This is a genomic window from Microcoleus sp. CAWBG640 (genome assembly GCF_020883015.1).
Lineage (GTDB): Bacteria > Cyanobacteriota > Cyanobacteriia > Cyanobacteriales > Microcoleaceae > Microcoleus > Microcoleus anatoxicus.
Map to the genome: position 1 here is coordinate 88,764 of NZ_JAHRFC010000018.1, position 15,559 is coordinate 104,322.

A 15,559-nucleotide genomic window follows, 5' to 3' on the forward strand; every position below is an offset into this window, starting at 1 on the left:
AAGTGTTGGTTAGGGAGGGAGTGGAAGAGGCGGAGAATGGGAGAATGGAAGCCAATTAGCGAGATCCGACTAAAATAAATCTATCTTAAGACTGAAAAAAATCATTAAATTAGACAGAAATGCCTGACTTGAGGATGAAAAATTGGCAAATTTCACCGTATTTAGCCGCAATTACCGCAGCAGTAGCAATTGTGGCCGGAGTTTGCATTTTAGATCGATCTCAACAGCAGCGGTTTTTACTGGAAAACCGTGCTACTACTCTCAATCAACTCAGCACAATTCGTTCTAATCTCGAAGGTAAGTTGAACTCGCGGCTGTTTTTGATGCGCGGTTTGGTGGCGGATATTTCCAAAAACCCAAACATCAGCGAAGAGGAATTTGCAGCTACCGGGAGAATTCTGCTGGCAAACCAAACTGGCATTCGCAGTATAGGTTTAGTGAAAGGGACTACCATCACTTATATGTATCCGCGAGAAGGAAATGAATCGGCGATCGGGGTGGACTTGAGTGCTGTACCTCAGCAACGAAAAATGGTGGAAGAGGCGATCGCGACTCGCAAAACTGTACTGGCGGGCCCTGTGAAATTATTAGCGGGGAATGTGGGCTTTGTCAGTCGATCGCCCATTTTTCTGACACCACCGGGCGCAGATCCAGAAAGCGGTGATTTTTGGGGGTTAACAGGGGTTCTCATCGACGAAGATACCCTCCTCCAAGAGGCAGGGATCAAAGACCATTCTGCCCAGCTACAATACGCTCTGCGAGGCAAAGATGGCAGGGGTGTGACCGGGGAAGTGTTTTTTGGCGACTCTGCAATTTTCCAGCAAGCACCCGTATTGCTGGAAGTGACATTGCCCAACGGTTCCTGGCAGTTAGCCGCCATTCCCCTGGGGGGATGGCCCCAGAATTCGCCACAGCGGGGGTTGCTGCTTGCTGGTGGTGGTTTGCTGGCAGTTGTGAGCTCTGTGGTGGTCTTTAGTTTGGTGTATGGATCTACAAAGCTGCGAGAAAGTGAGACTAAATACAGGCAATTGGTAGAGAATGCCAATTGCATTATTGTGCAGTTAGACCGTGAGGGCAATGTTACTTTTTTGAACGAGTTTGCTGAAAGTTTTTTTGGGTATTCACAAGCAGAAATACTTGGCAAAAATGATTTCTGGAATCTGATATCCTCGGAGACAACTTTGTCGAAAAATCAACTCCCTGCCATGATGCGGGAATTCCTGCTACACCGGAATCGATACTTCACAATTCAGGAAAATGAACATATCCGTCGTCAGGGAGACAGAGTTTGGATCGCGTGGCGAAATCAAGCTTTACGAGATCGGAAAGGGCGTTTGAAAGGGATGTTGTGTATTGGAACTGATATTAGCGATCGCAAAAAAGCTGAAATCGCCTTACAAGATTCTGAAGCAGAACTGCGAGCTTTATTTGCCGCCATGAATGATGTCATTTTTGTAATTGATATAGAGGGAAGATACCTCAAAATTGCGCCGACAAATCCCAGCCTTTTGTACAAACCACCGACGGAAGTTATCGGCAAAACTCTCGGCGAGATTATGCCACCAGAAATAGCAGATTTTTTCCTAAATCAAATTCGACTCACCGCCGAAACCAAACAAACTAATTCACTAGAATACAGCTTACCTATAGGAGACAAATACCTCTGGTTTGCTGCTACTATTTCACCTATGCAGTCAAACACATTTCTGTGCGTAGCCCGTGACATTACGGATCGCAAGCAAGGTGAAAGTTGGTTAGCCGCCCAAAAACAAATATTAGAAATGATTGCTAAAAGTGCGCCTCTGGGCGATACTTTAAATGCCTTAGTGAAAATTATCGAGCAGCAATGTAAAGATGTCATGGGTTCGATCTTGATTCTAGATCGAGATGGCAAACACCTGGTGAACGGAGCTGCACCGAGTTTACCTGAGAGTTACAATGCTGCTATTGAGGGCATGGCGATCGGTCCCAATGTCGGTTCCTGTGGCACTGCTATCTATCGGAAAGAGTCTGTGATTGTTACAGATATTGCCACCGATCCGTTGTGGGAAGATTATCGAGATTTTGCTTTAAGTTTTGGACTGAGAGCTTGTTCATCTACTCCTATTATATCATCGAACGAGCGACTTTTGGGAACCTTTGCTATGTATTATACTGAGCCACATACGCCCGAAAATTTTGAGTTTGAATTCAGAGATTTGGTCAAAAATTTAGCAGGAATTGCCATCGAGCGCAAACAAGCAGAAGAGAGTCTTCAACAATTGAATGAAGACTTAGAACATAGAGTTATAGAAAGAACCTCGGAATTAAGCAAAGCTTTTAAACAGTTGCAAACCGAAATTGCCGAACGCCAGGAAGCCGAGCAAAGATTAATAGCAAGCAAGAGCAAATTTAAAAAACTTTCCGCTAATTTGCCGGGGATGATTTATCAATGTTTATTGAGTCCCGATGGCTGTGTTAGATTCCCTTACGTCAGTCCTGCTTGCCGAGAAATGTTTGAGTTAGAACCAAAAGCAATTCAGGAAAATTCGGCTTTACTAATAAACTTGGTTCATCCCGAAGACCGAGACAATTATTACGATTCAGTGGCAGTTTCTGCCAAAAATATGCAGCCTTGGCAGTGGGAAGGAAGGCTAATTTTACCATCGGGAACAATTAGATGGTTTCAGGTAATTTCCCGTCCGGAAGCAAAAGAAAACGGCGATATTCTTTGGGACGGTATCACCATTGATATTACCGGACGCAAACAAGCAGAGGAAGCACTGCGGGAAAGTGACGCACGAGAAAGAGAAAGATCTCAACAACTCGAACAAGCGCTGTTGGAGTTGCGCTCTACTCAAAGTCAGCTAGTTCAGACGGAAAAAATGTCTTCTTTGGGTGAACTGGTTGCTGGTATTGCTCACGAAATTAATAATCCGGTTAACTTTATTCATGGCAATATTAAATATGTCGAGGATTATACGAAACAGTTAATGGAATTGGTCGATTTGTACGCCGAAGAATATCCAGAGCCTAATTCTATAATCCTTGATAAAATTGAAGAAATGGATTTAGATTTTGTCTCAGAAGATTTAAATAAAATAGTGAGGTCGATGGAGGTAGGAACAAAACGTATCCGGCAAATTGTTTTGTCGCTCAGGAATTTCTCGCGACTGGACGAATCGGAAATGAAGCCAGTGGATATTCATGGAGGAATTGACAGCACTTTGTTAATTTTGCAGCACCGATTGAAGGGGCTTAATGGCTGGCCGGAAATTAATATAATTCATGAATTCAGCAACATACCACTGGTGGATTGTTATCCTAGCCAACTGAATCAGGTATTTATGAATATTATTGCTAATGCCATTGATGCGATCGAGGAACGGTATCAAAAGTTCTCTGTGGCGGCAGCGGAGGCAAATCCTGGCAGAATTGCGATCGCCACTCAGGTGATTGGTGAGAATATGATAGCGGTGGAAATCTCCGACAATGGTACGGGAATGCCACAGACGACGATCGATCGCATTTTTAATCCGTTTTATACTACAAAAGAAGTTGGAAAAGGTACGGGTTTGGGAATGTCGATTTCTCACTCGATTGTGGTTCAGAAGCACAAAGGCAAAATAGAGTGTTTTTCAGAAATAGGACAGGGTACAACTTTTAGGATTTCAATTCCCATTAGTCTGGTGCCCAATTGACCGCAAACAATAAGCGATTAAAATAGATTCAAGCTGCTGGCGAAGCGGTGCTGCATTGAACCATGATATTTTTAGGAAATTTGACATGATGGGATTGCTCCTAGAAGCGTTGCAGGCAATGGGACACAATGTCCGATGGATGTCTTGGAATTTGTTCTTAGCTTTAGTACCGTTAGCGCTGAGTTTTTGGCTGTTTCGCAAACCTCGATCGCGCTGGCTGATGTGGGGGACAAGTTTTCTGCTGGGGGCTACTTTTTTGCCCTGTCTATCCCTGGTTTTGTTACATCTAAGGTACATTGTCCACGATTTGGGCAAAACTTACGTTTTGGGGGCGATCGCGATTACACTAACACTGATGGCTGTAGATATCTGGGTACTGCGACAGCGCGGTGTGCGTTCTCTCCGCTGGTGGGGTGGTTTTTTGGCATTCATTGCCTTTTTGCCCAATGCGCCCTATGTTTTAACTGATATCATCCATTTGATCGACCAGATTAAACAGGGACACTCGGTGTGGGTGGTGACTCTAGCTTTGGTTCCTCAATATTTGGTGTTTATGATCGCAGGGCTTCAGGCTTACGTGCTGTCGGTGATGAGTTTTGGTTACTATTTGAGCCAACAGGGTTGGGGCAAATTTGTCCTAGTAGCAGAGTTAACTATACACGCACTTTCGGCGATCGGCATTTATTTAGGGCGATTTATCCGGTTCAACAGTTGGGATATCATTACTAATCCCGATGGGTTAGTTAATACTGTGATGAACGATTTGATGGGGAAACGTCCGGTTTTATTAATTGTTGCGACTTTTTTAGTAATTGCCAGTTTGTATTGGGTGATGAAGCAAATTACTTTGGGAATTAGCCAGCGATTTTACCCGAATCAATCCCAGTCAGAGTTTTCCGGTGCCAGCGGTAATTCTTCCGAACCCATCGATGTGAGATTTTAGATAGAAGATTTGACAGGGGATCGGACCTAAACCCCCGACTAATTCTGGCAAGTCGGGGTGCTAACACAAGGTAACACAATATAATAATATGTATATATTTTAGCATGGGCGAGATTCCTACCTTGACTACTCAGATTCCTCAGAACTTTGTGCAAACGATCGCCAAGGAGCGCGGTGTCACAGATGCCGAGTTAGAAACTGTGTTTATGGCTCTCGATGGTCAAACTACGGCCGCGATCGCCACCAAGCTTGGCATTAGCGACATCGCAGTTCGTAAAAGACTAGGCGAGGTTTACAAAAAGTTTCAAATTGGCGGAAAGGGCCCCGGAAAATTGTCAGAATTGAGGCATCAGTTACTGTTGTCATACCATCAGGAACTCGGTTTGAGGGATTTTAGTCCGACAGGTAAAGGAAGCCTATCAAAAATGGCGATCGCACACCGACAACAAGATTGGGGCGAAGCACCGGATGTTACGGTTTTTTACGGACGGACTCAAGAATTAAACACTTTAAAGCAGTGGATTGTCTCAGATAATTGTCGGCTGGTGGCGTTGTTGGGCTTGGCTGGTAGCGGTAAAACAACTCTGTCAGTAAAATTAGTCTCACAGATCCAGAAAGAGTTTGATTTTGTGGTTTGGCGCTCTTGGCGATCGCAGCCGACTCCCCAACTGTTTCTCACCAACTTAATTCAATTTTTTTCCCACCACCAAAGAAGCGATTTACCACCAGACAACGACAACATCAACGGTCAAATTTCCCTGCTAGTTGAGTATTTGCGCCAGCACCGATGTTTGCTGATTTTCGACGATTTTGAAGCCGTGCTGAAGCCGGAAGAACTAGCAGGACATTACCGAGAGGGTTGGGAGGAATATCGAGATTTAATTGTGCGGATCTCAGAGGTTAATCACCGTAGCTGTTTGCTGGTAATTAGTGCAGAAGAACCTACAGAAATCGCTTTGCTAGCTGGGGAAAAAGTACGCTCTTTCAAACCAGAAGTTTCCCAGGAAATTGCCCAGAATATTTTTCAAGAAAAAGGTTTATCTGCTCAAAATAGTGAGTGGAAAATTTTGCTAGAGCGCTACGGAGGAAATCTATTAGCATTTAAGATTGTAGCCACAACAATTCAGGATTTTTTCGAGGGGAATGTTGGTAGTTTTTTGGAAGCAACGGCATTATTTATTGAAGAACATATCAGCAATCTACTCGCGCAACAGCTAGAGCGAATGTCTACTGCTGAAACCGAGATTACCTATTGGCTGACTATTGCGGAAACTCCGGTTTCCCTCGGAACTTTGCGACAGGAAATTTTTGCTAAGTATTCTTTTTCTGATTTAGTGAAAAATCTCGATTCTTTGAGTCGCCGCTCGTTGATTGAAAAAATCCATCAGGGTACAGAAACAGTGTTTGTGCTTCAGCCTTTGATGATGAAATATGTTGCCGATAGGTTAGTAGAAAAGCTTAAATATGAGATTTTGGAGACGATTAAGACGCAAAAAATCGAAAATATGCGGTTGTTGAAAGATTATGATTTTAGCATAAATTTTGCTAAAAAAGTAGGGAAATACGAGGCAACCAGTTATATTCTCAGAATGGTAAAAAATCGGTTGCAAGTTTTTTGTCAGAAAACTAAGGGAGATGAAGAACTTTTAAATATCCTGAACAAACTTGCATCTTTGCTGGCAGAGAAATCGACTTTTGAAGTGGGATATGCTAGAGAAAATATGGCGCTGATTATTGCACAAACTTAGTCTTAAAACTGAGATACCAGACTTTGTGAAGCAGTCTGGTATCTCACAGTCACAGAGTTGGATTATTTGACAATACCCAAAACTGAGGCTGATTCAGAACCTGTAATTTTACCCAAAGCCGGAGCTGTTTGAGCCTGGGCAATTTTGGGAACCAAAAGTTGATTCGCATAAATCCGAGGATTTTCTTGAGCGATTTGGATGTAAGATTCCCGGACTTCTGCATTCACTGCCACAGTCTTGGCATCATAAACTTGCATCGCCATATTGGGATAGAAACCAATGCCAACAATCGGGATTAAAAAGCAAAAGGCGATCGCCACTTCGCGAGGTTGAGCATCGATGAATACTGCATCCGCAGGCAAAACGCAACTATTACCGAAACAAACCGCTTCATCCAGATTATTTCTCTGATTTTGCAAATCTAAATCCTCGATGTCACAAGCGGCGGCGGCTCCAGAATTATAGAAGAGCTGGCGCAGCATCGAGAGCAAATAAATCGGTGTCAAAATCAGTCCTACCGCCGCCAGGAAGACAATCACAGCCCGGAAAGAATCGCTATAGATATCGCTAGTTGCCACACCGACAAATACCGAAAGTTCGCTAGCAAAACCACTCATACCGGGAAGTGCCAAGGAAGCCATAGCGCCTGCGGTAAACAAGGCAAATACTTTGGGCATGACTTTACCAATCTCGCCCATTTCATCCATGATCATGGTATGGGTGCGATCGTAGGTTACGCCGGCCAGAAAGAACAATACTGAGGCGATTAAACCGTGGGAAATCATTTGCAACAGAGCACCATTGATTCCCAAGTCATTGAAAGAAGCAATACCTAGGAGTACAAATCCCATGTGAGAAATAGAGGAATTCGCTAGGCGGCGCTTCATGTTGGTTTGGCCGAAGGAATTCAGTGCTCCGTAGATAATGTTAACTACGCCAAGCACGGCCATAATCGGTGCAAAGTAAACGTGAGCTTTAGGAAGGAGTTCCAAATTCAGACGAATCAGGCCATATCCGCCCATTTTTAACAGCACACCGGCCAGAATCATGGACACGGGAGAAGATGCTTCGCCGTGGGCATCAGGTAGCCAAGTGTGGAAGGGGAAAATCGCCAGTTTCACGCCGAAGGCAATCAACAATCCCGCATAAAGCAGTAATTCTAAACCCAGGGGGTAGTCTTTCAAGCCTAGTTCTACCATATCGAAGGTGATATTGCCTCCGCCGTAGAATGCCATTGCTAAAGCAGCTACCAGAATGAAAATTGAAGCGCCAGCGGTATAAATCAAGAATTTGGTGGCTGCGTAGCGACGGTTTTGTCCGCCCCAAATCGAGATTAGCAGGTAAACCGGAATTAGTTCTAGTTCCCAGACAATGAACAGTAGCATGATGTCTTGGGCGACGAATACTCCTATCTGTGCCGAGTACATCACCAGCATCAGGAAGTAGAAGAGTCGGGGTTTGCGATCGACCTCCCAGGCTGCAAAAATTGAGAGAGTCGTCACCAGTCCAGCCAACAGTACCAAGGGTACTGACAATCCGTCAACCGAAACAGACCAATTGAGGCCCAGAGAAGGTATCCAGGGGTATTGCTCTACGATTTGGAATGTAGAGATTGTGGGATCGTAATGAGTCCAAAACACCCAGCACATGAGTACAAAGTCTGCCAAACCGACACCTAGGGCGTACCACCGAACTGTTTTGCCCCCTGTATCGGGTAGAAAAGGGATGGCGACGGAAGCTAGGAGGGGTAACAGGACTATCGCGGTCAGCCAAGGAAATTGATCCGCTATCATAATGGGAATAAATACTTACTGGAAGATGACTAAGATTATAATACAAAATTTAATAAAAATTTAATATTTATTGATAATTTTTTTTTATGACACCCATGGGGGGTTGTCATATCACCAATTGCGACAAAAGTCAAGTAGACAATCCCCACGCGCGTTGAGGCGCGGGGATTCTTGGTTCTACTTTAGGGAGTTGGGGGTGAAAATTTGATATCCGCCCAAGATAATTGCCTGCTTTGGTTGGTGGTGCTTTCGAGTTGTTCTTTCAGTTTGGCAACATTAACGGTATCCTCTGTTGCAGAAATATTGCTTTGGGCGATCGCATCTTTGACTCGCTGAATATTGAGAGTCGGATTTGCTTTGACAGCTTCGACAGCGTTTTTCAGATTCCGTTGATAGTGAGCGTTACCAATGGCTTCTTCTTTAGAGCGCGAACTGGTTTCAAAGCATTTGTCCAAATCGCCATAAATGCCAGTACGCCTGGATTTGGTGTAATATTGGCGTTCTGTGTCTAGGAGTTTTGCCATTAATTCCAGGTGCATTTTGTCCTCGCACATTTCTTCGAGCACAGTCCATTCGTCGCTACCGAGGAGTTTTCTTTCGGCGCTGGGGCGGCTGTCTTCAAAGGGTTGACCCGTGACTTGTTCGTAAATGCGGGGTAAAGAGTCATCGAATTCGTGTTTTTCTTCCAGCCAAATGCGGCGGATTTCACTAAGTTCTTCCGGGGTAATTAGGGTGATGTCGCGCATTTCTACAGGTGCGGTTTTGCGTATTTGAGTTTGTGCTTCCAAGACTCGTCTGAGCCAGTGTTCCCGCCAGAATTTGGTATAGGGGCCGGGGATGGGTTCGACGGAGGTTTTGTTGTCGCCCATGTTGCGCTCAAACAATTCTACTCTACCGTAGATGCGACGGAAGTCTCTTTTTGGGCGATCGTCTTTTATGTCTAATTCGTTGCGAATATCCAGCAGAGGCTGCATCCATTCTTTTTCCTCATCGTTTTGAATCATTGCCTCCATAGATTTGTCTTGATTTACCATTGTACAAACCCAGCAACCAAAGCGAGAACTGCCACAGCTAGGAGTGGAAGTATCGACAACTAAAGGACATTCATTGTCTGCTGTCGCACCACGATACATACTAAATAAATCTTTATTGTTGTTGCCCCAAGGGTTTTCCCACTGCATCAAGTAAAGCCAAACTTCATCAGTTCGCCAGTCTTCAATAGGGCTATAAATTAGAGAGTTAGGCAGACTAGGACTATGATAAAGCATAGACTTAATTGAACTAGAATTATCGTTGAGACGGTCACTCAGTGGACCTATTTCATGTTTCTCCATTGAAACAGCACGTTTAATACTTTCAGCTTTACGAGTACCTAATATAAGAATCACTTCTCCATTGATTCTCACCACATCACGAACAAACCGATTAGAAGGAAGGATTTTCAGGCGTTCAGTACACCAGCGAAATCCATGTCTCGGTGATGGGTAGCCTTTTCCCATCAAGTTAACCCAGAAAGTATCTTTGATATCTGGATAAAGCAAATGAGGTTCTATGGGAATCTGCTGTGCTTTAGCAGCAGACTTCATCTGCTCTAATGACTTGCGTACCCAAGCAGACACTATTGGATTCTCTACCAGTGTATCTGTGGTAATTACATATATTTTTTTTGTCCTTTGTTCTTGTGGCAATGCTGCGATCGCATACCAAACAAGTTGCAAAACTGATGTGCTATCTTTGCCTCCACTCCAACCAATAACAAAAGGTATATTTTCGGAGCAATAAATATATTGAATTTCTTTAGTTAGCTTTTCTATATCTTTTACTAACTCAGGAAGCGTGCGGTTCGGGATCGGTGGAAATAGTTGCATTTGCTGTTTTTCGGTCATTTTTTTTACCTATATTACTTAATTAAGCTCTAAATACATTCACTCGATGCCAGTGCAGTGATTCAAGTCTTGGTAGATATCTTTCAGAAGTTGGCAACAGAATAGTTTCACTCTGAAAATCTTTCATGGGTTTAGCATTCGGAGATTCCTCTTCTAAGTCACTAGCTACGATAATTCTGTAATCATCATCTATCGCAAACCAACCCTGGTCAAAAGCCCAATGATGATTTTTACATAATGATATGCCGTTATTAATTTGGTTATCATAAAACTGTGAAAATGGCTTAATATGTGAGCCATCTACAATGTTTTGATTGAGTGTTCTTCTTACTTTTAATCTGCAAAATGCACATTTGTAATCATATATATGTACTACTGCTTTCCTAAAAAAAGCATTTCTGACAGCAGATTTTCTTAAATAAAACCTAGGTTCTCTGTCTAAATCATCTGCTTCCTCTAATATTTCTGTTTCTTCCTCTGCAACATTTATAAAATTTTGATTGACTTCCAAAATTTCTTCGATAGCCTTCCTGTTAGATGAAAACCAGACAGCTACCAGTGTGTCTATTAATTCGGCTCTAGAATTTGGTTCTGCCAGTATATTAAATAATTCACTATCCAGATTTGCATATTCTACCGCTTCTCTTAACTTGTTTATTGTTTTAGGTTTTGGCCCATCAAATGCGGGCTGGTATGTTATGTGCCAAAAACCGTCTCTTCTCAGATGAATGAATGGATAATACAAACCACCCTTGTAAGACTCCGAACCTAAAACATTCCAATAGTTATTAAATGTTTTAATCAAATTATCGGACACATAAATTTTATTTTCATTAATTATGCCTTGAGCGATTAAGTCAATTATTGACAAAAGTAATATTGGCTTATAGTGAGCCTCACCCCGTTCCCGTGTACTGTGCACATTAAGGTTGGCAAAACATTTACAATAATAAGCTAAATTTTTATTGACTGACTCCTGTGCTGTAGTCATTTCCTCCTCCTCTGAATAAATACAATGAAACCTGACATCTTACACTATTTTTAACACAAATTTAAAAACAGCACTGCTCAAACATGAGGCAAAAACCTCACACCTCAGTGGGTATCAACAAACTCAACTTAATTTTTCCATTTAAACCCCAGATAATTAGATAGCTATCCACCTTGATTGTGGCACGGGCGTCCCGCCCGTGCTCCCTCAGCGGTTCCCAAACCCAACCGATTTTTCAAATAATCCCTCATCCAACCCACACTAGCCCTCGACTTAGAAATCCCCCCTCTCAACAAAATCCCACCTTCCCAATCAGGATTAGAAATCGACCAATCAACATCGCGCAAAAGGGCCAAACGTTCCTCCCAACTCTCAGGAAAAACCGATCGCAAACTCGCGCCAACTTCCCCCAAACTCTCCAGCACCACACTACGACAATGCACAAAATCCCGCCGTATTTCCCCCGCTGCAACTTGCTTGTGCAAAACCAACTGCCAATCGGGAATAAAACTGGTAACCGCATTCCAATAACTAACCGCTAGTTGTATTTTTTGAACAAACTCTGCCTCTTTTTCCTGTTTTGTGGCGCGGTAACGAGAGGGTTTTGCCTGTTGGCTGGCCTCAATATTAGACAGCAAAGCCATGATAGCACGATCGATCGCACTCAGGGTAAACAATTTGGGCGATCGCCCATTCAAAATCCCCCTCTCCATCTCAGTCAAACAGCGGAAAACTTCAACCTGCTTTACCACCGCCTTCACCAACCGCGCGCGATCGTCCCGATGATTGTAAAGCAAACTCAGCGACGCTTCCAAAGGCACCTGAAAACTATTCAAATCAGCAAACCTTTCCTGTGACTTCTCCAATCCAATATCCAGAAACAAAATCAGCGCCACCGTCTCATATCCCAACTGCGGATTTTGCTGCAAAGCCATTTCAAAAGCCGCCCTACGATGCTGTCCATCATTAATCGTAAACTTAGCATCCATCGGCACCCGCAAGCAGCCTATTTTCCGTTCTTGTCCCTCATTTCCCACCGCTTCAAACGTAATATCCGCATCAATCGAAGCGGCGATCGCCCCGCAAGTATAACTTGTCGAATTCCTCACCAAATAATCAGCTATTTCGGGAATCCGACTTTGATTCAGGGTACGACTAGCCCGCATTTCCGGTGGCAAATCTTCAGATTCAAAGGGGAACAATTTGGGCAAAAAACGCACCGGGCACATCGAAACATAATATTCGCGGCCCCCTTGAATTCCCCGGATGACCGGCAAAATGTATTCAAAAGAAAGAGTAGACATAATTTAGAATTGGGTATCGGGCAGACAAATTAAGAATTAATACTTATTGACTTGAGTTTATATTTGTGATATGTGCTGACCCTCGCTCCAGATAAATTAAGTATTTCACAATATTTTTTTAAAAACAATCATTGACACAAAAATTTAAACGTGATATTTTTTGAAAAAATACCATATTTATATAAAAACCGCCAATGAAAACTAACCCAGCGGATGAGCTTGTTAATAAGATATTAGAAAAAGAAAATAGCGATCGCCAAGAAATCGCACTGTTATTAGATAATTACCTAGGAAAAGACGATCGCATTTTCGTCCAAAAAACCCAAATGGGAAACAGCGAAGCCTACATCGGTTCAGTCACCCTAGAATGGTTAGATTCCCGCGTGCGTTTCGCCTCCCAAATGCCACTTTTTCGCCACAAATTCGACCTCCAAACTAACAACATCCTCCGCGACGACGAAACCATCGATGAAATCATCCAGCGTCCCCTAGATTGGTCCCGCCAAGCCGCCCTCACTCAATATCTAGCCGCCCGCAAATCCCACAAATTTCCCGCAGTTTTAGTGGTAATCAGTCCCCCGTGGGTAGACAATCCTCTAGCCGATGAATGGGATAAAAATAAAGTCGCAACTAAATCGGCTGCGGAATTCGTATCCTTTGATAAAAACCAAAATTTAGGGCTGTTGAATGTTTCTCAAAAAATTTCAATTTTTGCCTTAGACGGCCAGCATCGATTGATGGGAGTTCAAGGTTTGATGACTTTAATTAAAACCGGAATCCTGCAAAGATATAACAAAAACAAAAAACCAGTCGGCGCGGCAATTACCCTGGAAGATTTAGCCGAAGAATATCAAGTAGACCCCGAAAAAGTCTGCGATTTAGCCCAGGAAAAAATCGGGATTGAGTTTATTCCGGCGGTGGTGGCTGGGGAAACGCGACAGCAAGCACAACGGCGAGTGCGATCGATATTTGTCCACGTTAACTTAATGGCGGTGACGCTGAGTCAGGGCCAATTAGCCTTATTAAATGAGGATAATGGATTTGCAATCTGCGCCCGCAAAATTGCCGTCACCCATCCGTTATTAAAAGAGCAAGATAGTAGAAACCCCCGCGTCAATTGGGACAGCGCCACCGTCGCAGCCAAATCAACTGTACTCACTACATTGCAAGCCCTGCAAGATATGTCGGAACGGTATTTAGAATACAAATTCCCCCATTGGAAGCCGGAGAAAAAAGGTTTGATTCCCATGCGTCCCGAAGAAGAGGAACTAAAAAATGGCATTGAAGAGTTTAGGAAACTGTTCGATAATTTAGCAACTTTGCCCAGCTATCAAAGAATTGAAAGTGGCGAAGAAACGGCAGAATTACGCCGATTTAGTTTTGAAAAACCGGGGGGTGAGGGCAATATTTTGTTTCGTCCAGTCGGTCAAATTGCCTTAGCTAATGCTTTAGGAATTCTCACTTTTAGAAAAAAACTGTCACTGAAATCAACTTTTGACAAACTCCGCAGATTCGATGTGGATGAAGGATTCAGCCACATGGACAATCCTGAGTCTGCGTGGTACGGGATTTTGTACGATCCGAATAAAAAGCGAATGCTAGTTTCTGGGAAGGATTTAGCGGCGAAGTTAATGGTATATTTGGTAGCGGGAATTCAGGACGATATGGATCGGGCTCATTTGCGGCAAGCAGTTGCCCAAGCGAGAACTTTTGAAGGTAAAGCTATTAGTTTTAGTGGCAAATTTGTGCGGCCGCAAGAGGTGGGATTGCCGCCGGTGCTGAGTTAATTTTTTACTGGTAAAAGTAGGATGAAATACGGGATACGGCACTACTGTATTCCTAGCTTTATTCACCTGCTGCTATTTCTTGCTGCTTCTAATTTTCGACGGATTGCAGCTTGAACTTTCGCATCAAAATCTGGATCGCCGGGACTTGCAATAATCCTCAGCGGATGCTGATTGATTCTGTCTAGGTACGCCTGAAAAGCTGCTCTATCTCCACGATGTTTTAGAAAATACTGTTTCAATTCAGAGTTAGACATTGCATTATAGTTAACTTGGCTCATCAGCAAACTCCCCATTTGGTAAAATTTGGAACTCAAGCTCTTCATCGTAGCCAGCCAATATGTACACGTTATGAGTGCGATCGTCAACACAAATAAGATGGATGGGCTGAAGCATTGTATAGGTCAATTGATAACAGATGCGATATAAACTCTCTAGCTGGGCATTAGTAGGCATTAGGGTTAAGCATTTCACCTAATACTTATATTAACATATAGCAGTCCTTGCAGGAGTCGTAAAGTTTTTTACCCCACCCCAACCCTCCCCTTATTAAGGGGAGGGAGTAAGAAATTCACAAATGATTTAGGATTGCTATATGACTCAAATTCATTGTAACAAAACTAATTCGGCTGCTATGGGCAAATGATCTGACTCTGTTGCTTCTAAAACTGAACTATATTTAGCACCCCAATGCTTTGAATACCAAATATAATCAATCCGGCAAACAGGATAATTTAATTTCCAATTCAAGCTTTTAATCAAGAACTTAAGTTGCCAACCGTGAGGCCAGGTAAAACCAAAACCAAATCCAGATTTACGGAAAGAATCCAGCAGGACTTTTTGCACATTGTCGTAATCTTGAGTTTCCTCTGTCATATTAAAATCACCCGCGACAATTACGGGCAAAGTTTCTGTCTGGACTCGCTCTACTAAATCTTGAATTTCTGGAGCGCGTTTGGCATATTTGTAAACAGGAATTCTGACTAAAGGCAATATTTTAGATTTCCGAAACCAGGGTCCTGTGGCTTGCATATTATAAATGACTATCTCTTGTTGGTTGAAGTTAATAATTGCTCGCTGCTGGGTTTCTGGATGACCAGCTAAGTTCAATATTTCGCTGGATACAATTGGATATTTACTGAGAATCCCTACTGGGGGAATGCCAATTTGATAGGGGTAGTCTACTTTTAACCAGGTGAAAGCTCTTTCGATATGCTTCTCGACGATTTCTTGTAGAAAGATAATGTCAGGTTTTTCCCTTTCAATTAGTTTAATTAAAGTTGGCGATTGTGTGGTATACCAACCGAGGTTATGGGATAAAATTTTGAGACCGGGCTGCGAATTTGTGATGTTGACTCGTGCGGGAGAAAAGTATTTGACGTGCAGCCAACTTATGAGGATAATACAGGCGATCGCCGAAATTATCGTAA

General features: G+C 43.1%; 11 protein-coding genes. 4 read left to right on the forward strand and 7 right to left on the reverse strand.

Annotated features, from left to right (window positions below; genetic code table 11):
- Nucleotides 1-134: 134 nt before the first annotated feature.
- From AAFP11_RS11990 to AAFP11_RS12000, 3 genes are all read left to right on the forward strand, one after another.
- Nucleotides 135-3,680, forward strand: a complete 3,546-nt coding sequence (locus tag AAFP11_RS11990) for a PAS domain S-box protein (RefSeq protein WP_341737276.1) — start codon at nucleotides 135-137, stop codon at nucleotides 3,678-3,680.
- 85 nt (nucleotides 3,681-3,765) lie between these two features.
- Complete coding sequence (locus tag AAFP11_RS11995) at nucleotides 3,766-4,623, forward strand: DUF1361 domain-containing protein (protein WP_341737277.1); 858 nt, start codon at nucleotides 3,766-3,768, stop codon at nucleotides 4,621-4,623.
- A gap of 122 nt (nucleotides 4,624-4,745) precedes the next feature.
- Complete coding sequence (locus AAFP11_RS12000; RefSeq protein ID WP_341737278.1) at nucleotides 4,746-6,371, forward strand: NB-ARC domain-containing protein; 1,626 nt, start codon at nucleotides 4,746-4,748, stop codon at nucleotides 6,369-6,371.
- A gap of 62 nt (nucleotides 6,372-6,433) precedes the next feature.
- Here AAFP11_RS12000 and AAFP11_RS12005 read toward each other — a convergent pair whose 3' ends face one another.
- The 4 genes from AAFP11_RS12005 to dndB form a co-directional block, all read right to left on the reverse strand.
- Complete coding sequence (locus AAFP11_RS12005) at nucleotides 6,434-8,164, reverse strand: NAD(P)H-quinone oxidoreductase subunit 4 (RefSeq protein ID WP_341737279.1); 1,731 nt, start codon at nucleotides 8,162-8,164, stop codon at nucleotides 6,434-6,436.
- A 182-nt stretch (nucleotides 8,165-8,346) separates the two neighbouring features.
- A complete protein-coding gene (gene dndC / locus AAFP11_RS12010; protein ID WP_341737280.1) occupies nucleotides 8,347-10,050 on the reverse strand; it encodes a DNA phosphorothioation system sulfurtransferase DndC in 1,704 nt (567 codons plus the stop codon).
- Between the two features lie 22 nt (nucleotides 10,051-10,072).
- Nucleotides 10,073-11,041, reverse strand: a complete 969-nt coding sequence (locus AAFP11_RS12015) for an HNH endonuclease (protein WP_341737281.1) — start codon at nucleotides 11,039-11,041, stop codon at nucleotides 10,073-10,075.
- 164 nt (nucleotides 11,042-11,205) lie between these two features.
- Complete coding sequence (gene dndB, locus AAFP11_RS12020) at nucleotides 11,206-12,345, reverse strand: DNA sulfur modification protein DndB (RefSeq protein WP_341737282.1); 1,140 nt, start codon at nucleotides 12,343-12,345, stop codon at nucleotides 11,206-11,208.
- 194 nt (nucleotides 12,346-12,539) lie between these two features.
- Here dndB and AAFP11_RS12025 point away from each other — a divergent pair, with 194 nt between their 5' ends.
- Complete coding sequence (locus AAFP11_RS12025) at nucleotides 12,540-14,132, forward strand: DGQHR domain-containing protein (RefSeq protein ID WP_341737283.1); 1,593 nt, start codon at nucleotides 12,540-12,542, stop codon at nucleotides 14,130-14,132.
- Between the two features lie 62 nt (nucleotides 14,133-14,194).
- Here the strand turns inward: AAFP11_RS12025 and AAFP11_RS12030 are convergent, their stop codons facing one another.
- The 3 genes from AAFP11_RS12030 to AAFP11_RS12040 all read right to left on the reverse strand — a co-directional run.
- Nucleotides 14,195-14,410: a hypothetical protein gene (locus tag AAFP11_RS12030; RefSeq protein ID WP_341737284.1), complete on the reverse strand. Its 216-nt coding sequence runs from the start codon at nucleotides 14,408-14,410 to the stop codon at nucleotides 14,195-14,197.
- On the reverse strand, nucleotides 14,397-14,585 hold the full coding sequence (locus AAFP11_RS12035; protein WP_341732121.1) for a hypothetical protein: 189 nt from the start codon (nucleotides 14,583-14,585) through the stop codon (nucleotides 14,397-14,399). The genes AAFP11_RS12030 and AAFP11_RS12035 overlap by 14 nt, the downstream gene beginning before the upstream one ends.
- Before the next feature lie 150 nt (nucleotides 14,586-14,735).
- Nucleotides 14,736-15,559: endonuclease/exonuclease/phosphatase family protein (locus tag AAFP11_RS12040; RefSeq protein ID WP_341737285.1), on the reverse strand; the 824-nt coding region annotated here is incomplete at its 5' end.

What these genes read in the sequence shown, in the direction of transcription:
- AAFP11_RS11990 (WP_341737276.1), top strand. Translation starts at nt 135, where the DNA reads ATGAAAAATTGGCAAATTTCACCGTATTTAGCCGCAATTACCGCAGCA.
- AAFP11_RS11995 (WP_341737277.1), top strand. Translation starts at nt 3,766, where the DNA reads ATGATGGGATTGCTCCTAGAAGCGTTGCAGGCAATGGGACACAATGTC.
- AAFP11_RS12005 (WP_341737279.1), bottom strand. Translation starts at nt 8,164, where the DNA reads ATGATAGCGGATCAATTTCCTTGGCTGACCGCGATAGTCCTGTTACCC.
- dndC (WP_341737280.1), bottom strand. Translation starts at nt 10,050, where the DNA reads ATGACCGAAAAACAGCAAATGCAACTATTTCCACCGATCCCGAACCGC.
- AAFP11_RS12015 (WP_341737281.1), bottom strand. Translation starts at nt 11,041, where the DNA reads ATGACTACAGCACAGGAGTCAGTCAATAAAAATTTAGCTTATTATTGT.
- dndB (WP_341737282.1), bottom strand. Translation starts at nt 12,345, where the DNA reads ATGTCTACTCTTTCTTTTGAATACATTTTGCCGGTCATCCGGGGAATT.
- AAFP11_RS12025 (WP_341737283.1), top strand. Translation starts at nt 12,540, where the DNA reads ATGAAAACTAACCCAGCGGATGAGCTTGTTAATAAGATATTAGAAAAA.
- AAFP11_RS12030 (WP_341737284.1), bottom strand. Translation starts at nt 14,410, where the DNA reads ATGAGCCAAGTTAACTATAATGCAATGTCTAACTCTGAATTGAAACAG.
- AAFP11_RS12035 (WP_341732121.1), bottom strand. Translation starts at nt 14,585, where the DNA reads ATGCCTACTAATGCCCAGCTAGAGAGTTTATATCGCATCTGTTATCAA.